General features: G+C 58.7%; 18 protein-coding genes. 9 read left to right on the top strand and 9 right to left on the bottom strand.

Annotation, left to right across the window (positions count from 1 at the left end; all coding sequences use genetic code 11):
- The first annotated feature begins 6 nt into the window (after window positions 1-6).
- The 4 genes from xylA (at window position 7) to HB680_RS26405 (ending at window position 5,334) form a co-directional block, all read left to right on the top strand.
- On the top strand, window positions 7-1,323 hold the full coding sequence (gene xylA / locus HB680_RS26420) for a xylose isomerase (protein WP_213941347.1): 1,317 nt from the start codon (window positions 7-9) through the stop codon (window positions 1,321-1,323).
- A gap of 149 nt (window positions 1,324-1,472) precedes the next feature.
- A complete protein-coding gene (gene xylF / locus HB680_RS26415; RefSeq protein WP_054055029.1) occupies window positions 1,473-2,474 on the top strand; it encodes a D-xylose ABC transporter substrate-binding protein in 1,002 nt (333 codons plus the stop codon).
- 166 nt (window positions 2,475-2,640) lie between these two features.
- Complete coding sequence (gene xylG / locus HB680_RS26410; RefSeq protein ID WP_213941346.1) at window positions 2,641-4,197, top strand: D-xylose ABC transporter ATP-binding protein; 1,557 nt, start codon at window positions 2,641-2,643, stop codon at window positions 4,195-4,197.
- Window positions 4,198-5,334: a sugar ABC transporter permease gene (locus HB680_RS26405; protein WP_213941345.1), complete on the top strand. Its 1,137-nt coding sequence runs from the start codon at window positions 4,198-4,200 to the stop codon at window positions 5,332-5,334.
- A 375-nt stretch (window positions 5,335-5,709) separates the two neighbouring features.
- On the opposite strand, the gene HB680_RS26400 is transcribed toward HB680_RS26405, so the two are convergent.
- Window positions 5,710-6,252, bottom strand: coding sequence for an adenylate kinase (locus HB680_RS26400; protein WP_213941344.1), 543 nt, complete (start codon window positions 6,250-6,252; stop codon window positions 5,710-5,712).
- Window positions 6,253-6,494: 242 nt separating this feature from the next.
- Here HB680_RS26400 and HB680_RS26395 point away from each other — a divergent pair, with 242 nt between their 5' ends.
- Window positions 6,495-6,737, top strand: coding sequence for a hypothetical protein (locus tag HB680_RS26395; protein WP_213941343.1), 243 nt, complete (start codon window positions 6,495-6,497; stop codon window positions 6,735-6,737).
- Window positions 6,738-6,823: 86 nt separating this feature from the next.
- Here HB680_RS26395 and HB680_RS26390 read toward each other — a convergent pair whose 3' ends face one another.
- The 5 genes from HB680_RS26390 to HB680_RS26370 form a co-directional block, all read right to left on the bottom strand.
- A complete protein-coding gene (locus tag HB680_RS26390) occupies window positions 6,824-7,192 on the bottom strand; it encodes an antibiotic biosynthesis monooxygenase (protein ID WP_213941342.1) in 369 nt (122 codons plus the stop codon).
- Window positions 7,193-7,235: 43 nt separating this feature from the next.
- Entirely contained in the window at window positions 7,236-8,210 is a 975-nt protein-coding gene (locus HB680_RS26385) for a zinc-dependent alcohol dehydrogenase family protein (RefSeq protein ID WP_213941341.1), read from the bottom strand.
- Window positions 8,211-8,273: 63 nt separating this feature from the next.
- Window positions 8,274-8,576 (bottom strand): metalloregulator ArsR/SmtB family transcription factor, encoded by a 303-nt coding sequence (locus HB680_RS26380; protein WP_123509004.1) that lies wholly within the window; start codon window positions 8,574-8,576, stop codon window positions 8,274-8,276.
- Window positions 8,577-8,618: 42 nt separating this feature from the next.
- Window positions 8,619-9,293, bottom strand: a complete 675-nt coding sequence (locus HB680_RS26375; protein WP_213941340.1) for a phytanoyl-CoA dioxygenase family protein — start codon at window positions 9,291-9,293, stop codon at window positions 8,619-8,621.
- Between the two features lie 33 nt (window positions 9,294-9,326).
- Window positions 9,327-10,850, bottom strand: a complete 1,524-nt coding sequence (locus tag HB680_RS26370) for a hypothetical protein (RefSeq protein WP_346657419.1) — start codon at window positions 10,848-10,850, stop codon at window positions 9,327-9,329.
- A gap of 262 nt (window positions 10,851-11,112) precedes the next feature.
- Here HB680_RS26370 and HB680_RS26365 point away from each other — a divergent pair, with 262 nt between their 5' ends.
- On the top strand, window positions 11,113-11,943 hold the full coding sequence (locus HB680_RS26365; RefSeq protein ID WP_213941339.1) for an alpha/beta hydrolase: 831 nt from the start codon (window positions 11,113-11,115) through the stop codon (window positions 11,941-11,943).
- A gap of 268 nt (window positions 11,944-12,211) precedes the next feature.
- Here the strand turns inward: HB680_RS26365 and HB680_RS26360 are convergent, their stop codons facing one another.
- Window positions 12,212-13,138, bottom strand: a complete 927-nt coding sequence (locus HB680_RS26360) for a Gfo/Idh/MocA family oxidoreductase (protein ID WP_213941338.1) — start codon at window positions 13,136-13,138, stop codon at window positions 12,212-12,214.
- A gap of 156 nt (window positions 13,139-13,294) precedes the next feature.
- On the opposite strand from HB680_RS26360, the gene HB680_RS26355 reads away from it, so the two are divergent.
- Window positions 13,295-14,200 carry a bestrophin family ion channel gene (locus HB680_RS26355; protein WP_213941337.1) on the top strand — a complete coding sequence of 302 codons (906 nt, stop codon included), beginning with the start codon at window positions 13,295-13,297 and terminating at the stop codon, window positions 14,198-14,200.
- 115 nt (window positions 14,201-14,315) lie between these two features.
- Window positions 14,316-15,818, top strand: a complete 1,503-nt coding sequence (gene proP / locus HB680_RS26350) for a glycine betaine/L-proline transporter ProP (RefSeq protein ID WP_213941336.1) — start codon at window positions 14,316-14,318, stop codon at window positions 15,816-15,818.
- Between the two features lie 95 nt (window positions 15,819-15,913).
- Here proP and HB680_RS26345 read toward each other — a convergent pair whose 3' ends face one another.
- Window positions 15,914-16,282 carry a hypothetical protein gene (locus HB680_RS26345; RefSeq protein ID WP_213941335.1) on the bottom strand — a complete coding sequence of 123 codons (369 nt, stop codon included), beginning with the start codon at window positions 16,280-16,282 and terminating at the stop codon, window positions 15,914-15,916.
- Window positions 16,283-17,487: 1,205 nt separating this feature from the next.
- Between HB680_RS26345 and HB680_RS26340 the strand changes: the two genes are divergently transcribed.
- Entirely contained in the window at window positions 17,488-18,159 is a 672-nt protein-coding gene (locus HB680_RS26340) for a class I SAM-dependent methyltransferase (RefSeq protein WP_213941334.1), read from the top strand.
- 10 nt (window positions 18,160-18,169) lie between these two features.
- Here HB680_RS26340 and HB680_RS26335 read toward each other — a convergent pair whose 3' ends face one another.
- Window positions 18,170-19,207, bottom strand: coding sequence for a diguanylate cyclase (locus HB680_RS26335; protein ID WP_213941333.1), 1,038 nt, complete (start codon window positions 19,205-19,207; stop codon window positions 18,170-18,172).
- Window positions 19,208-19,214: the final 7 nt, after the last annotated feature.

Genomic DNA, 19,214 nt, shown 5'->3' with positions numbered 1-19,214 from the left:
TTGCCAATGCTGTACTTCCCCGATGTCGACAAGATTCGCTACGAAGGTCCTGCCAGCGATTCTCCCCTCGCCTTCCGTCACTACGACGCCGACAAAATCATCCTCGGCAAACCCATGCGCGAACACCTGCGCATGGCCGCCTGTTACTGGCACACCTTCGTCTGGCCGGGTTCCGACGTGTTCGGTGCAGGTACTTTCAAGCGCCCGTGGCAACACGCCGGCGACCCGATGGAACTGGCCATCGGCAAGGCGGAAGCCGCGTTCGAATTTTTCTCCAAGCTGGGTATCGACTATTACTGCTTCCACGACACGGATGTCGCCCCGGAAGGCAACTCACTGAAGGAGTACCGCAACCACTTCGCGCAAATGATTGATCACCTGGAACGACACCAGGAAGAAAGCGGGATCAAGCTGCTATGGGGCACCGCCAATTGCTTCAGCAATCCGCGCTTTGCCGCCGGCGCTGCCAGCAACCCGGACCCCGAAGTGTTTGCCTTCGCCGCTGCCCAGGTCTTCAGCGCCATGAACGCGACCCAGCGCCTGAAAGGCTCCAACTACGTGCTGTGGGGCGGTCGCGAAGGCTATGAAACCCTGCTCAATACCGACCTGAAACGTGAACGCGAACAACTGGGCCGCTTCATGCGCATGGTGGTCGAGCACAAGCACAAGATCGGCTTCAAAGGCGACCTGCTGATCGAACCCAAGCCGCAGGAGCCGACCAAGCACCAATACGATTACGACACCGCCACGGTGTTTGGCTTTCTCCAGCAGTTCGGCCTGGAAAAGGAAATCAAGGTCAACATCGAAGCCAACCACGCGACCCTGGCCGGCCATAGCTTTCATCACGAGATTGCCACAGCCGTCTCGCTGGGGATTTTCGGCAGCATCGACGCCAACCGCGGTGATCCGCAAAACGGTTGGGACACCGATCAATTCCCCAACAGTGTCGAAGAAATGACCCTGGCCACCTATGAAATTCTCAAGGCCGGCGGGTTCAAGAATGGCGGGTACAACTTCGACTCCAAGGTGCGCCGCCAGAGCCTTGACGAGATCGATCTGTTCCATGGTCACGTCGGCGCAATGGACGTCCTCGCCCTGTCCCTGGAGCGGGCTGCCGCCATGGTCCAGAACGATCAGCTTCAACTGCTCAAGGATCAACGCTACGCCGGCTGGCAGCAGCCGTTCGGGCAGGCGGTACTGGCAGGTGAATTCGACCTGCAGTCACTGGCCGAACACGCCTTCGCCAACGAGCTGAACCCGCAGGCCGTCAGCGGCAGGCAGGAGATGCTCGAAAACGTCGTCAACCGGTTCATCTACCGCTAATCGCCCACGGAGTCTGCGGGCGCGATAACGCTGTGACATTCGCACGACAAATCTGTGTCCGCTGCGTCTGCCGATTCTCTACAGTTCTACCAGCCCGAGACTCATCGTCAGGCAGTGTCTTTCAAACAAAAATAAAAGGACGCACCACCATGAAGAATGTAAAACGCGCGCTATTGGCCAGCGCCCTGGCGCTGCTGTCGCTGCCGGTGATGGCCGATGCTGCCCACCCGAAAATCGGTTTCTCCATTGATGATCTGCGGCTGGAACGCTGGTCACGTGACCGCGATTACTTCGTGGCGGCGGCAGAGAAAATGGACGCCAAGGTCTTCGTACAGTCGGCCGATGCCAACGAGCAAAAGCAGATTTCGCAAATCGAAAACCTCATTTCCCGTGGCGTCGATGTCATCGTCATCGTGCCGTTCAACGCTACAGTCCTGACCAATGCCGTGGCCGAAGCGAAGAAAGCCGGAATCAAGGTCGTGTCCTATGACCGTCTGATCCTCAACGCGGATATCGACGCCTACATTTCCTTCGATAACGAAAAGGTCGGCGAGATGCAGGCCAGCGGTGTGCTGCACGCGGCGCCCAAGGGCAATTACTTTCTGCTCGGCGGTGCGCCTACCGATAACAACGCAAAAGTCCTGCGCGAAGGTCAGATGAAAGTGCTGCAACCGGCCATCGACAAGGGCGATATCAAGATCGTCGGCCAACAATGGGTGAAGGAATGGAACCCAACCGAAGCGCTGAGCATTGTTGAAAACGCCTTGACCCGCAACGACAACAAAATCGACGGCATCGTCGCCTCCAACGACGCCACGGCAGGCGGCGCCATCCAGGCACTGGCCGCTCAGCAACTGGCCGGTAAGGTGCCGATTTCGGGGCAGGACGCGGACCTCGCAGCGGTCAAGCGAGTGATCGCCGGCACGCAAACCATGACCGTGTACAAACCACTGAAACTCATCGCCTCCGAAGCCGCCAAGCTCTCGGTGCAACTGGCACGTAACGAGAAACCCGCCTACAGCTCGCAGTACGACAACGGCAGCAAAAAAGTCGACACCATCCTGCTCACGCCGACTCCGTTGACCAAGGACAACATCGACCTGCTGGAACAGGACGGTTTCTACACCAAGGCGCAGATAGCCGGGCAGTAACCGAGGCCTCAATCTCCGGTTATGCGAAAACCCTTGTGGGAGCGAGCCTGCTCGCGAAGGCGGCGTGTCAGTCAGCGCAGCGTTGTCTGAACTGATGCATTCGCGAGCAGGCTCGCTCCCACTCAGGTTCAGTGAAGTCTGACTCTTTGTTATACGAGCCCTTTCCATGTCCGACTATTTGCTGCAAATGGACGGTATCGTCAAAACCTTCGGCGGTGTCAAAGCGCTCAATGGCATCGACATCAAGGTCAGGCCGGGTGAGTGCGTCGGGCTGTGCGGTGAGAATGGCGCCGGCAAGTCCACGCTGATGAAGATCCTTTCCGCGGTGTACCCCTATGGCACCTGGGACGGTGAAATTCTCTGGGAAGGTCAACCGCTCAAGGCGCAATCGATCAGCGAAACGGAAGCCGCCGGTATCGTCATCATTCACCAGGAACTGACGCTGGTTCCCGACCTGTCGGTGGCCGAGAACATTTTCATGGGCCATGAACTGACGCTGCCCGGTGGGCGGATGAATTACCCGGCAATGATCCACCGCGCCGAAGCCCTGATGCGTGAACTGAAAGTGCCGGACATGAACGTATCGCTGCCGGTTTCGCAGTACGGCGGCGGCTATCAGCAACTGGTGGAAATCGCCAAGGCCCTGAACAAGCACGCGCGCCTGCTGATCCTCGACGAGCCTTCATCGGCCCTGACCCGTTCGGAAATCGAGGTGCTTCTGGACATCATCCGCGACCTCAAAGCCAAGGGTGTTGCCTGCGTCTACATCTCCCACAAGCTCGATGAAGTGGCCGCCGTCTGCGACACCATTTCGGTGATCCGTGACGGCAAACACATCGCCACAACGGCCATGGCGGACATGGATATTCCACAGATCATCACCCAGATGGTCGGCCGGGAAATGAGCAACCTCTATCCCACCGAACCCCACAACATTGGCGAGGTGATTTTCGAGGCTCGCCACATCACCTGCTACGACGTCGACAACCCCCGGCGCAAACGGGTCGACGGTATTTCGTTCAGCCTCAAACGCGGGGAAATCCTCGGCATCGCCGGGCTGGTCGGCGCCGGCCGCACCGAACTGGTGACCGCGCTGTTCGGCGCCTACCCCGGTCGCCACGAAGGCGAAGTCTGGCTGGACGGCCAACTCATCGACACCCGCACGCCGCTCAAATCAATCCGTGCCGGCCTGTGCCTGGTGCCCGAGGACCGCAAGCGCCAAGGCATCATTCCCGACTTGGGCGTCGGCCAGAACATCACCCTGGCCGTGCTGGACAGTTACTCGAAACTGACCCGCATCGACGCCGAAGCCGAACTGGGCAGCATCGATCGGGAAATCTCGCGCCTGCACCTCAAGACCGCGAGCCCGTTCCTGCCGATCACCAGTCTGTCCGGTGGCAATCAACAAAAAGCCGTATTGGCGAAGATGCTGCTGACCAAACCTCGGGTGCTGATTCTCGATGAGCCCACCCGAGGTGTGGACGTCGGCGCCAAGTACGAGATCTACAAGCTGATGGGCGCGCTGGCGGCCGAAGGCGTGTCGATCATCATGGTCTCGTCGGAGCTGGCCGAAGTGCTCGGCGTTTCCGACCGTGTACTGGTGATCGGCGAAGGCCAGTTGCGTGGCGATTTCATCAACCACGAACTCACTCAGGAACAACTACTCGCCGCCGCACTTAGCCAGCCTGGAAGCCATAACAATAATGATCGGAAATCCGCGTAAATGAATCAGGTCAAACAACTCTTCACCCGCTACAAGATGCTCGCGCTGGTGTTTGCCGTGGCGTTTATCTGGCTGTTCTTCAGCTGGCAGACCGAGGGCGGATTTTTAACCCCACGCAACCTCTCCAATCTGCTGCGCCAGATGTCCATTACCGGGATTCTCGCCTGCGGCATGGTGCTGGTCATCATCAGCGGCGAGATCGATTTGTCGGTCGGCTCATTGCTGGGTCTGCTCGGTGGCATCGCGGCGATTCTCGACGTTATCTACCACATTCCGCTGCTGGCGAACCTGGGCCTTGTCTGCCTGTGCGGACTGTTGATCGGCCTCGCCAACGGCTACATGGCCGCCTACCTGCGCATTCCGTCGTTCATCGTGGGGCTGGGCGGTATGCTGGCTTTCCGAGGCATTTTGCTCGGGATTACCGGCGGCACGACCATAGCCCCGGTATCGCCCGGGCTCGTCTACATTGGCCAGGGTTATTTGCCCCATACGATCGGTACGGGCCTGGGCATTCTGTTGTTCGCACTGACGTTGTTCCTGACCTGGAAGCAACGGCGCAATCGCGCACTTCACGGCCTGGCGGCACATTCATTGGTGCGTGACGTCGTACGCGTGCTGTTGATCGGCGCGGTGCTGGCTGGCTTCGTCCAGACCCTCAACAGCTACGACGGCATTCCCGTGCCGGTCCTGCTTCTGCTGATTCTGCTGGGCGGGTTCAGCTACGTGACCAGTCAGACCGTCTTCGGCCGACGCGTCTATTCCGTGGGCAGCAACATGGAAGCGACGCGTCTGTCCGGTATCAATGTGCAGGCCGTGAAACTCTGGATTTTCGGAATCATGGGCGTGATGTGCGCCCTCGCCGGCGTGGTCAACACCGCACGCCTGGCCGCCGGTTCGCCCTCGGCCGGCAGCATGGGCGAACTCGACGCCATCGCCGCCTGCTTCATCGGCGGCACCTCCATGCGCGGCGGCTCCGGCACCGTCTACGGCGCCCTCCTCGGCGCGCTGGTCATCACCAGCCTGGACAACGGCATGTCCATGCTCGACGTCGACAGTTACTGGCAGATGATCGTCAAGGGCAGCATTCTCGTGTTGGCCGTGTGGGTGGATGTGAGTACTCGGACTGGGCGACGTTGATCCGACGGTCTGCTTCAGGCGAGATGCCAGTGATCGTGACGGTCGCAATGTAGACATCGTTAGTCAGTGGCCGGTGGGTTTGGGTTGAAGGGTGCCTCTTTGTGACGGGCGACTGTCGGCCAATAGCAGACTGAATGAGTCTCTCGATTTTCTCTGAAGGTAGAACTAGCGTTCACTCATAAAATTTGCCACCCAGCAAAATGGATGCACACCGCTGCCATACATTTGAAACAGGAGCACTCGGCGGAAAGCGCTTGGTACTGGCGGTCGCCCATGCAGCCGCTGCATCGAGCTTGGCATGACCCGCTGAAAACGGCCCAAAGGGAAGTTCACTTAAGCGCCTTGAGAGTCCTCCTCTGCCCTCCCGATTTCGAACTATTGCGATACTGGCGACAACGCATGAATCACATCCGCCGCCATCCTTTCAGCAGTGTTTATCCCGTCAATCCGCAAGACCGGAGCCGTTTGCTCTGATAGCCACGCCTCATGCCACGCTCGGTTGCGTCCCGAAAAGTTCGGGTTGTCATACTCCGAGGCCCATTCCCGAAAAGCGACGTGTATCCCGTGCATGTCACCACCCGGTGCTATCCGATCTCCAAAGCGCTCCTTTTCTCGTGCGGCCAGCCGTTCAAGGCGAACGGGGGTTGCAGTCACAACAAACACAATCAGATCGACATCGGTAAACAGCGCATCGCCCCAACCGATCGCAGAGCCGGTCAGCACCCAATTGTCGTCACCGAGTGTTTGTTGGATCAGTGACACGCGCTCATTGACAGGTCGCTTGGTCGTAAAAGGAGGGCTGGTGGGCATCCAGAAAAAATCATCGACATCGACCTGTCGTACACCGAGCAGAGTTGCGAGGTTTTGACCCAAAGTGGTCACGCCCGCACACGAAGCCCCTGTTATGTAAATCCGCATTTTTCCTCCATGAATACACGTCGGGTTTCGAGGTCAGCAAGCTATCCGATACCCGACTTAACTTCACTTTTTTCTGAACTATAAATGATCGTTGTGTCCAGACCTCAGGACATATCGGTGCACCCTCCAAAACCTGTCTCAACGTATTAAAAGAATTTGAACCGCTGCCGGACGCGCTCGCCTAATGATTAGCTTGTGGACAATCGCACAGGCGACGTGCCAATACCGGCATACTTCGAGAGGTGGTCAACGTGGCTAAAGACGAGAAGAAAAGCAAAGGTGAAGCTTCGAAAGCCAGCAAGGATTTGAAAGACAAAAAGTCATCACCTGCAAAGAAATCAGCGGCGGCGTCGGCTCTTTCGAAATCTTCCGATAAGAAAGACAAGAAAGCCGAACTAAAGAAATCTGCAAAAAAAGCTGATAGCAAGCCAGAAAAGGCCAAGAAATCAGACAAGTCAGAAAAGCCGGCGAAAAAGAAAAAATGATATCTGCGATCGGCTAGGGCTTTACGCCCTAGCTTCCTCAGACCGAGTTGCCTGGCCTGCCTATTTCCGACAACGGCCAATTTGCTTTAAAGCCACAAACCGCTTGAGACTCCAGCATTACCCATGCTGACGGTGCTGTTCGAATCATCCTGTTCGCCAGCAGAAAAAGCGGCCCCTTCAATATGGTAGACCTTCGGTTCCTCCGAAAAATATTCCTCCAGGCCCTGCATGAACAGCCGATGGTCTTCGCTCTCTTCGAAGCCCGGCGTGTGATCCTCAAGTGAAGCCCAGCGCACTATCAGGTTGAATAGCTGGGGGGTTTCAATCCCTTGCGCGAGCAAGTGGCCGCCGTAGCCCTTTGCGCGGGTGAGCAAAGGAGCGACTTCGGCAAATGCACGTCTGAACATTTCAATGCGTTCTTTGTGGACGGGGAGTAGAGCGATCTCATAAATCATGGGGCGTTCCTCTGATAGGACTTGAACGGTTAAAAGTACGCACTTACGAGATGAGCGAGGGTTCGACGGCAATCGCGATTTTTCCTTGAAGGCCGTTGTTGGGACTTTCCAACCGGGCATGGGCGAGCCCGATGTCGGCAAGCGAATAGACAGCGCCAACGTGTGGCCGCAGCTGACCGCGCGCGACCAATGCGCTCAGCTCATCCAGCTTGCCGCGATTCTGTCTTGTGAAAACGAAGTGATAACTCGCGTTCTTGCCCCAGGCCTGAACGACGTTTTGTGGCTGTGCAATGTCCACAATCGTGACCACGCGGCCAAGTTGTGCGAGCACGTCGGGGCTACGCGACAGTGTGTTGCCGCCGATGGTGTCGAACACGACATCGACTCCGCGACCACCCGTTTCCCGGAGGATGGCGTCGACGTAATCCTGCTTTTCGTAGTCGATGATCACATCGGCACCCATGCTGCGTGCGAACTCGGCGTTTGCCTCGCGCACGGTCGTGTACACCTTTGCACCCATGGCTTTTGCCAGCTGGATCGCCACATGACCGACTCCCCCCGCGCCGCCGTGTATGAGGATGCTTTCCCCCACTCTGAGCGCCGCACGCACGACCAGTGCTTCCCACGCCGTCCCGCCAACCAGGGTCAGACTTGCCGCCTCAAGATGGCTCAGTGATAGGGGCTTCTTCCCGACAATGCTTTCGGCCGCAACGTGGTACTCGGCATAACTGCCTGGGCCGTCGAATATTTGCGGGGTGTACCAGACTTCGTCTCCTGGAACGAAGGCCGTCACCCCCGGCCCGACTGCTTCGACAACGCCCGATACGTCGTGTCCGGTAATGGCTGGCAATGGCACCAGGTCGGGATAATCGCCACGTCGAACCTGGTAATCCAAAGGGTTGATGGAGGTTGCGTGGACCCGCACCAGGACTTGTCCCGCACGCGGCACGGGCTTGGGCACGTCGCAGAGTTCGAACGATTCCGGGCCGCCAAATGAGTTAAGCATCATCGCTTTCATGGTAAATCCTCGTATCGACAAAAAGGGATATCGAGATATCTCGATATGATAGGGGTAAAAAAATTACAGATCTTTCCCGATGATCTCGGCCAGTGCACTGATGGTTGCTTCATTGCGCTTGTAGTAGGTCCACTGACCGATGCGCCTGACTTCGACCAGGCCCACTCGCTGCAGCGTTGCAAGATAGCCAGACACCGTTGACTGCGACAGCCCGATACCTTCTTGAATACTACTGACGCACACCCCCACCGTGAGAACGTCACCTTCATCCTGTGGAGGGAAGTTCTTTGCGGGGTCCTTCAAGCCTTTCAGGATTTCAAGGCGCGTAGGATTTGAGAGGGCTTTGAATATTTCGAGTAATTCCATGCGCCGAGAATATCGAGATTTATCGATATGTCAATGCGAGAGTCAACGGAGGACGAAATCCGCAGGCTCGAAACGCCCACTCGTATCCATCTGAACATTGCGCAGCCCCACTGTTTCCAGGTGCGATGCGTACAGCAGTTCCGAAAAATAGCTGATCAGAATCGAGCGGCGGCGGGCGCCAATCAAGTTCAGACTGCCCGCATGCACCAAATCGACATCGAACACTAAAATGTCTCCGGCCGAGCCTGAAAGCTGTACGGACCGTGACTCGTCATTTGAATCGAATGGCGGCGCTCCTGGCTCGGGGCGATGGCTGCCGGGGACGATCCGTGTCGCGCCGTTCCCAGGGCCATAATCGTCGAAAAAAGCCAGGGCAATGGCAATGTCGCCGGGCCTTTGGGCCGACAAGTCGCGGTGCAGCACTTGATGGCCGCCCCCGGCAAGGGGCTCGCGCCCTTCCACCTGCGAGAGAAAAAACCGCTCCCCGATCAACTCACCGACCACCGCCAGTACCGCGGGCAGACAACACACCGCCTGAACCGCCGAATCATCGTCCAGCATCGAATAGCGCCAGCCCACTCCGCGCGGCACTGGCCATTGCTCCGACGGCTTCACACCCGTATCGAACACGGCACGCAGGTCACCCAGCCATTCGGTCGGGATCGCTCGACGGAGCAGTGCGTAGCCGTCTCGATGGAGTTGCATGCGGTCGGTCATGGTTTTCTCGGCTTCCTTGTGCGGTGATGCGCCCTATTCCGCCGCCTTAAGCGTTTTGACCTGGGCCATGAGCATGGAAATCTCAGAGGTTTCCACGAACAGGTCATAGGCCTCCAGATAGAGGTAAACGCTATCGGTCTTCAGCCCGTTGTTGGCGGTGCAAGAAACATTGCGCGCCATCCCTTGCAGCGAGGCGACTTTTTGGGTGGCCGGAAAGGATTCACCCACCGAACACTTAAAATGTTGCACGAACGGTTTGCCCGTTTTGTCAGTAAAGCTCTTGTTGTAGGCAATTGCCGTCCCGGTTTTGAGGTTTTGCCAATCGCCCTCCAGTTCGATGCTGTTGAGCGTACTCGACTGGCGAGTTTTGTCAGCGAGTTGATCGCTGCTGGTCGCGGCCAGTTCGATCAATCCGCGCCAGCGGATGCTCACCGACTCTTTGCCCAAGGCACCCACCGCCTGCTGCCGCCATAGTCCACGGGCCGGTCCCGGTTGCAGATACAGGTCCATCGGGCTGTCTTTGATCACCGCGCCGGGCACGACGGGAGAGGAAGCGCTGTACGTGAGTTGCAAGTGACTGAGCGTGTGGCTCGGTTGCCCCTGAGGCAATTCGCTGACCTGTGCCAGCAGTGAGGTTGGAATCTCAGGTGTGCGCAGGGTCGGCGGTAATTTTTTGCGCATGACTGGGGCGGCGAGTTGCGCCAGTTTGGCGGGATCGGCGCACACCGCGTCAATCAATCGGGTGCGTTGGGCGTTGTCCAACGCACTGTCGAGCGGCTGGATGGACGCTGGCAGCACACTCTGGCCGCTTAAACGATAGACCTGGCGGTTGCTGGCCTGGTGGGCAGTACAGTCGACCTTGATATGCTCTAACTGGCGGTCGTAAGGCGTCCCTTCGTTTTCATCGAGGCGGGTGCGGCCATAGTCGATGCCCGCCCAGATGGAACGTTGGGCGTTGTCCAGGCCGAGGGTGCCGGGGTCCAGCAACAAGAGGTCTTCGCTGTCGCCGGGCAGTTGCTTCCAGGCGCTGTTTCGGACGGCCTGGCACATCTGCCGGGCGATGTTCCCTGCGGGGTCTGCGGGCAGGGAATAAGAACTGTTCGAGTCCTTTGCGCGTCGATAGGTCATGGATACTTTCGCCGAATCGCAGTCAGCGAAAAGCCTGCCCTGGGTAGCTGGCGCGGCGCCTTCGGCGGGTACATTCAGCGTGACCACGGCGGTTCGGCCGAGTCCGAACGTGCTGTCCAGCGGCAACGGCAGGGTTTTTATACGACTCGTCATGGCTTGATCTTCGACCGCGCGCTCGGCAGCGACACGTTTGTAATAATCGGCCATCCCATTGCCTTGCAAGGCACAACCGGTCAGGGACACAGCGAGGACAGCACCCGACAGGCGAACTAGTAATCTCACAGCAAACAGCTCCTTGGCGCGCCGCGAATTCATGGCGATAGCGGGCGCGTATTTTTGTAGGGTTAGCGAAATGTTGAAGTTATTGCGGCGTGGCTGCGACGGCGCTCCGTTGTCGTCGGAGGCCAAGGAATAGCGAGGGGAATTCACGGACGGTCCTTCGTCGATTGTTTAAGTACAAGTTCATTTGAGTCGGCTTGATAACCGAAACCTTTAGTACAGCCTCGTCGCCAATAACTGCCTTCTATTAATGGCCGCTTTGTAACGCCCCTGCCCCACCTATCGCCTGAAAGTGCCCCTCCCTATACGTCTTCTACACTGACCAAGCCCGCTCGTGACCCGTTGTGCACGACCGCGGGCCCGCTTCCTTTTGCACGTCCCACACCCACCCAATCGCGAGGGGATACACACCATGAACTTTATTACGACCAAAGACGGCACCGAGATTTTCTACAAGGATTGGGGGCCGAAAGAGGCCACGCCCATTGTGTTTCACCACGGCTGGCCATTGAGCGCGGATGACTGGGACAACCAGATGATGTTCTTCCTGCTCAAAGGCTACCGGGTGATCGCCCACGACCGGCGTGGGCACGGACGCTCGACCCAAACCTGGGAAGGCAACGAAATGGACACCTACACCGCCGACGTCATCGAGCTGACCGATGCGCTCGACCTCAAGGGGGCGATCCATGTTGGCCATTCGACCGGAGGGGGTGAAGTTGCACGTTACGCCGCGCGAGCCAAACCGGGACGGGTGGCCAAGGCTGTGCTGATCAGCGCGGTTCCGCCGATCATGGTCAAGTCGGAAAAAAACCCCGGCGGGTTACCCCTGGAAGTGTTCGACGGGTTCCGCGCGGCGCTGATCGCCAGTCGTGCGCAGTTTTACGTGGACGTGCCGGCGGGGCCGTTCTACGGCTTCAACCGGCCCGGGGCCAACGTCTCGCAAGGGGTCATCGACAATTGGTGGCGGCAAGGCATGATGGGCGGCGCAAAAGCGCATTACGATTGCATCAAGGCGTTTTCCGAAACCGACTTCACCGAAGACCTGAAGGCGATACAGGTGCCGACGCTGGTCATGCACGGCGAGGATGACCAGATCGTACCGTTCGCCGATTCGGCGCCGCTGTCGGCCAAACTGTTGAAGCATCCGACGCTCAAGACCTACCCCGGCTTCCCGCACGGAATGCCGACGACGAATGCGGATCAGATCAACGCCGATTTGCTGGCGTTTATTCGCGGTTGAATACTGCGTTAAAAATAGGGGGCACGAGCTGTCTAATGCCAGTCAGTTAAGAGAATTTCAGACGAAACACGCACTGCGTAGCAGTTGACGAGCAACGCGAGGCAACGTTCGGCTGCGAAGCAGTCGTGAACCCTGAGTACACGTACTCTCTGAACCACCGCGCTGCCCGATTTCACGCCTGCTGCGCAGCCGAACGCAGGCTTCGCCAGCTGCTACAGGTTGAGTGACGGCTTAACTGATCGGCATTAACACGACTGTTCCCTTTTTCTTAATCGTAAAACGCCTCGACCAGCGCCCGACTGCCCACAAAAAAGCTATCTGCCACCAACCGCAACGGCTGCAGATCCAGATCACTGGCCTTGTCGCCAATCAACTGCTGAAAATGCCGATACACCGCCGCGTACTCGCCCTCCTCCGACACCGCTTGGCGCACGCCGTCGATGCTCAGCAGTGCGCCACCGTTGTCCAGGCGCAGAACGCCTTCGGTGCAACGAATCTCGATGCTCCAGAGTTCGTCATGACCGTGGTCGAAATCGAATTCCGCGCGGATATCGAGGTGGCGCGCGTCGGACATCTTGATGTCCGCGGCAATCGGCGACTGGCAGTTGCTGGGCACGCGCAGTTCGGCGGATTCGACAAACAGCGGCAACGGCAGCAGATGGGTGACGATCGACAAAGCATTGATGCCGGGATCGAACACGCCCAGGCCGCCGGGTTGCCAAATCCACGCCTGGCCGGGGTGCCATTTGCGCACGTCCTCCTTCCAGTCGATCTGTACGCTTTGCAGGGTACGGGTGGCCAGCCAGTCACGGGCGGCTTCGATACCGGGCGCGTAGCGTGAGTGCCAGGCGAACAAACCGCTGACGCCTTGCTCCGCGACCTGATTGACCAACGCCATCGCCTCACCCAGCGTGGCGCACGGCGGTTTTTCTACCAGCACGTGTTTGCCAGCGCCCAGCGCCTGTTGCACCAGGGCGAAGCGTCCTTGGGGCGGCGTGCAAAACGCAATCGCATCGACCGGTGGACCGTTTTCGAGCAGTTCGCTCAGGGACTGAAAGTTCTCAACCCCGGCACACGGTTGGCCTTGGGTGGCGACAGACACTAATTGGAACGCGGGGTTGGCGTTGATCGCGGGGACGTGTTGATCCTGGGCAATCTTGCCGTAGCCCACCAGACCGAGACGGATCGGTTGCATCAATGACTCCTGATTTTTGTCTTGTTTGGGTCAGCGAACGGGCAAGGTTACGTTTGTATCGCCGCCGGGTCCATCGCCTTGCCCACCGAACCTTTACCCCACAAACACCGTCCGAGTTAGAGCATTAATGCCCAACACTCGCCGCGAGGTCGTCGTTTGAAAGCCGCCATCATCAAAAAATACCACCTGATCATCAAGACCATGGGTTATGTGGGCTGGGCCCTGTTCTGGCTATTGCTCTGGGATATCGCCGTCACCGCGGACTTCATGCTGTTTCTCGACAGCAAGATCACCCTGCCGCTGATGCCACTGACGTTGCTGGGCTCAGCGTTGGTGGTGCTGATCAGTTTTCGCAACAGCAGTGCCTACAATCGCTGGTGGGAGGCGCGCACGTTGTGGGGGGCGATGGTCAATAATTCCCGCAGTTTTGCGCGGCAGGTCCTGACGTTGGTGGATGATCGGGGCAATGAGATCAATCCGATGAAGGCCACGTTGCTGCGGCGCCACGTGGCCTACGTGAATTGCCTGGCGGCGCACCTGCGGGGCCAGCCGTGCCCGGACGAGGTACGCGCGTTCATTCCCGCCGGGGAGTTCGCGCGCAGCACCACCACCAATAACTTTGCCAATGACATCCTCAACGGTTCCGCGGCACTGCTGGCCCAGGAATACAAGACCGGGCACCTGGACAGCATTCGCCTGGCGCGGCTCGAAACGACCCTGGTTGACCTGTCCAACAGCCAGGGCGGCATGGAGCGGATTGCCAATACGCCGCTGCCCTACCCTTACGTCTATTTCCCGCGTCTGTTTATTTCGCTGTTCTGCCTGATCGTGCCGGTGGGGCTGGTGGAGTCCCTGGGTTGGTTTACCCCGCTAGCCTCGACGGTGGTGGGCTTCATGCTGCTGGCCATCGAACGCATCGGCACCGATCTGCAAAGCCCGTTCCGTGACAGCGAACACCAGATCCAGATGGAAGCCCTGTGCGAAACCATCGAGAAAAACCTGCAATCGATGCAGCGTGATTCGCTGGGTGGCGATCGACTCGCGCATCCCGCCACGGTGTAGCGCCAACTAAAAATCGGTGGTCGGTGAATTATTTAGTGTCCTCATGCATCTGAACCAAAGAGCGCATGCCATTAAAACAATGGCATCGAAATGGATCAGCGACTGAGTAATCCGGATGAAATCACGCAAGAAAACCGTCAATCCCATCGGATTGGACGACATCACGATTGTCGACGACGCCAAGATGCGCAAGGCGATCACCGCCGCCGCGCTGGGCAATGCCATGGAATGGTTCGACTTTGGCGTCTACGGCTTTGTCGCCTATGTGCTGGGCAAAGTGTTCTTTCCCGATGCGTCCCCCAGCGTGCAGATGATCGCCGCGCTGGCCACCTTCTCGGTGCCCTTCCTGATCCGTCCTTTGGGTGGTCTGTTCTTCGGCGCATTAGGTGACAAATACGGACGGCAGAAAGTCCTCGCGGCCACCATCGTGATCATGTCCCTCAGTACCTTCGCGATCGGGCTGATCCCCTCCTATGCCTCGATCGGCATCTGGGCGCCGATCCTGCTGTTGCTGGCCAAGATGGCCCAAGGCTTCTCGGTGGGCGGCGAGTACACCGGCGCTTCGATCTTCGTCGCCGAGTATGCCCCGGACCGCAAGCGCGGCTTTCTCGGGAGCTGGCTGGACTTCGGCTCAATCGCCGGTTTTGTCCTCGGTGCGGGTCTGGTGGTGCTGATTTCTGCGGTGGTCGGCGAAGAGCAATTCCAGGATTGGGGTTGGCGCCTGCCGTTCTTCCTCGCCCTGCCCCTGGGCATGATCGGGCTCTACTTGCGTAACGCACTCGAAGAGACCCCGGCCTTCCAGCAACATGTCGAAAAACTCGAGCAAGGCGACCGCGAAGGGTTGGCGCGCGGCCCGAAAGTATCCTTCAAGGAGGTCGCCACGAAACACTGGCGCAGCCTGATGACCTGCATCGGCGTGGTGGCCGTCACCAACGTCACTTACTACATGCTGCTCACCTACATGCCGAGCTACCTTTCGCACAACCTGCACTACAGCGAAAACCGTGGCGTGCTGATCATCATCGCAATCATGGTCGGCATGTTGTTCGTACAGCCGCTGATTGGCTTTATCAGCGACAAAATCGGCCGCCGGCCTTTCATCCTGTTCGGCAGCGTCGCGCTGTTCTGCCTGGCCATCCCGGCGTTCATGCTGATCAACAGCGGTCAGCTCGGATTAATCTTTTCGGGCCTGCTGATCATTGCCGTGGTGCTCAACTTCTTCATCGGTGTCATGGCGTCGACCCTGCCGGCCATGTTTCCCACCCACATCCGCTACAGCGCGCTGGCCAGTGCGTTCAACGTGTCCGTGCTGATCGCGGGCCTGACACCGACTCTGGTGGCCTGGCTGGTGGAAAGCACCAACAACCTGTACATGCCGGCGTACTACCTGATGGTCATCGCCGTGGTGGGCCTGGTCACCGGCATCACCATGAAAGAAACCGCCAACATGCCCCTGCGCGGCGCGGCTCCGGCGGCCTCGGACCTTGAGGAAGCGAAGGAACTGCTGCAGGAGCATGAAGACAATATTGAACAGAAAATTGAAGACATCGACGCTGAAATTGCCGCGCTGAAGGCCAAGCGCGAGCACCTGGTGCAACAGCATCCACGCATTAACTAAGAGTCCTGGCGACTGAAGCGAGCCCTGTCACAGGGCTCGCCCCATCAAAAACAAGTGCAGTGAAGGAGCAAGCCCCTCACTGCCGCGCCTGGCTGCTACCCAGGCTTGTGGTTATCCAGTACGCGATTGACCGCTATCTCACCCATCGTGATTACCTGCTGCAACAGCAGCATCCTCTTGCGCTGCGGACCTTCCATCAAGTCGGCGAAATCGCTGGCCATGACGTTGGCTGACGCCAACGAATCGCAGGCCTGGATCAGCAGCGTTTCGTCATTCACCGCAGGATTGACGAGAAAGGTGCTGCTGGGGTTGCGGGACGGTATCGGCTCTTTCTGTGCCCCGGGGTTGAGGTAGAAGTTGAGCGCGCGGTCGGCCGCCTCTTTCATTTTCCTGGGGTCAAGATCGAGAGAAGCGTCGTAGGGTACTGGACCTGTGTGGGGGGGATTCGGCGTTACTTTGAACATAGATCTGATTCCAGAGTTGGGGCCGCTACCGCTCTCGACTAAAAGAGGGTGGCGGCTGTACGCAGGTTAGTCGACCGGTGGAATCAGCAAGCCCGGCGCGCCCAAGGGCGCCCTGCGCACAACCACCATCAAGTGCAGGCATAGAAGGACCTGACTGAATGGCGCTTATGCACCTTACCGATAACCACCGGGCGACTAAACCCGACCACTGATGGGCAGTGGCAGGTAAACGATAGAGTCCGGGGTTAAAGCGCACAAGCCAGCGGATTCTGGCGTACGCGTAGGTAATGGCGCAAGGCGTTGTAGCCTCTTATGACGTAACACCGAGTGTCCTTAAACACTCGATTAAAAACATGTTTAACCACATCAAATACCGACTCAACTGGAGATTCATTGTGGGAGCGAGCCTGCTCGCGAACGCGGGGTGTCAGGCGACATCGATATTGAATGGACCGGCCTCTTCGCGAGCAAGCTCGCTCCCACAGGGGATCTGTGTCGACGGCCAATCCTGCGAACGACACCGAACAATTGTGGGAGCGTGGCTTGCCCGCGAAGACGGTGTGTCAGGCGACATCGATGTTGAATGTACCGGCCTCTTCGCGAGCAAGCCCGCTCCCACAGGGGATCTGTGTCGACCGCCAATCCTGCGAACGACACCGAGCAATTGTGGGAGCGTGGCTTGCCCGCGAAGACGGTGTGTCAGGCGACATCGATGTTGAATGTACCGGCCTCTTCGCGAGCAAGCCCGCTCCCACAGGGGATCTGTGTCGACCGCCAATCCTGCGAACGACACCGAACAATTGTGGGAGCGTGGCTTGCCCGCGAAGACGGTGTGTCAGGCGACATCGATATTGAATGGACGGCCTCTTCGCGAGCAAGCTCGCTCCCACAGGGGATCAGCGCCGTACGCAAAGCCCGGGACCGCTGAAGATCCTTGTGGGAGCGAGCTTGCTCGCGAAGGCGGTGGGTCAGTTGGCATTGATGTTGGATGTGCCGGCCTCTTCGCGGGCAAGCCTCGCTCCTACAGGGGATCTGGGTTGAATGCAGTATTTGATCTGGCTGCGATTCAGTGTGTACAAGCGAGCTGCTCGCGAAGGCGGGGTGTCAGGCGACATCAATATTGAACGGCTGACATGCCCTATGGAAAAATAAATCTGTCCCCTTTTCCTCTATCCTTTGTACAAGCACCCACCATGGATATCGACATGCCCGCCCCCGAATCCACCCTCCTCCAGAGCTGGCATCACAACGCTCAACCCTGGATCGAAGCCATCCGCAGCGGTTCGATCGAAAGCCGCCAGCAAGTCACCAACCAGGCCATTCTGCTGGCGGCGCTCAGTCGCCAGCCCGAGCGCGTTCTCGATCTGGGTTGCGGTGAAGGCTGGCTGTTGCGCACGCTGGCGGAGCGAGGCATCGAAGCGGTCGGGGTGGATGGCGATGCGACGCTGGTCGAGGCGGCGCGGGCGGCGGGTTCTGCGCAGGTGCAGGTGGCGAGCTATGAAGCGTTGGTGGAGGCCGAGGTTGATATCGGCAGCGGCTACGACCTGATCTGCGCCAACTTCGCCCTGTTGCACCAGGACATCATCCCGCTGCTCACCGCCATGAACGCCCTGCTCGCCCCCGGCGGCGCGCTGGTGATCCAGACACTGCACCCATGGAGCGCCGCAGCGGGCGTCTATCAGGATGGCTGGCGTGAAGAGACGTTCGCTGGGTTCAAGGGGCAATGGCAGCCGATGCCGTGGTATTTTCGCACGTTGTCCAGTTGGCTCAATGCGCTGGACATGGCCGGTTTTCGGCTGGCCAGCCTGCAAGAGCCACAGCACCCGCAAAGTCCGGTGCCGCAGTCGTTGTTGTTGGTGGCTGAGCCACGGGGCTGAACCCTGGCCGTCAAACGACTTGATTTCGCCCATTGCGCTTGGCCTGATACAGCGCGTCATCGGCACGCACCACCAGGCTGTCCACCGAGTCGTCCGCATTGGCAATGGCCACGCCGAACGAGGCGGTCACGGTATCCAACACTTCATTCATGCCCCGCGCCTTGATCCGCAGCGCCTGGATCTTCTGCCGCAGGATCTGCGCAAAATCACGGGCAGCGCTGAGGTCGGGGCAGTCGCGCAGGATCACGCAAAACTCTTCGCCGCCATAACGTGCCGCCAGGGCCTGGGGCGGCAGCGAGCTGCGCAACACCTGGCCCACATGCTTGAGCACGCGATCGCCTAGCGGGTGGCCATATTGGTCATTGAATTGTTTGAAGTGATCGATATCCAGCATCACCAGCGCGACGCCCTGCGCATTGGTGCTCAAGGCTTGCTCCAGCATGCGCGAGAAGGCATTGCGGTTGAGCACTTGGGTTAGGCCGTCGAGCGTCGCGTCGAGCTGGGCGCGCTCCAGTCGATCGCGCAGGGTTTTGATCTCGTTTTGCGCCGAATGCAGTTGAGCGAGGAAGCGCTCTTGCTGATCGTGCATCGCCTGCGTGCTCTGTTGCAGCTCGCTGAGTATCGCCGGCAACCGGTTGTCGACCGGCTCCGCGAGCATTTCCAGGCATTGCCCGAGACTGGCCTTGAAGTTGAGACTGCCGCTGACGCTATGGGAGACGTCTCGCTCCATGCCATCCACCAGATTGATCGCTTGCTGCTGGCCGGCGCGGGCGTCTTCCAGTTCATCGCGAATGATGTATTCGCGGAACAGCTTCGATGCGGACTCCGAAGGGAAGTAGTCGAAGTCTTTGACGACCCGGTCCAGGTGGCGATTGAGCTCCGGTTCCAGGCCTTTGCTGTAGGTGTACCAGAGCGCGTAGTGCACCGGGTTTGGCGGGATGTTGTGCCGCACCATCAGAGGCACTGCCTGTTTGAGGAATGCGGCGGCCTCGCGGTAGTCCTCTGGATACAGTGCTAAAGCAGTCGCATGCAGTTGTGATTGGCTCATGGCATCA

The sequence above is a fragment of the Pseudomonas sp. dw_612 genome, assembly GCF_018449725.1.
Classification (GTDB): Bacteria; Pseudomonadota; Gammaproteobacteria; order Pseudomonadales; family Pseudomonadaceae; genus Aquipseudomonas.
The sequence above is the reverse complement of the archived record's forward strand: the minus strand, read 5'-3'. Positions and strand labels throughout refer to the sequence as shown.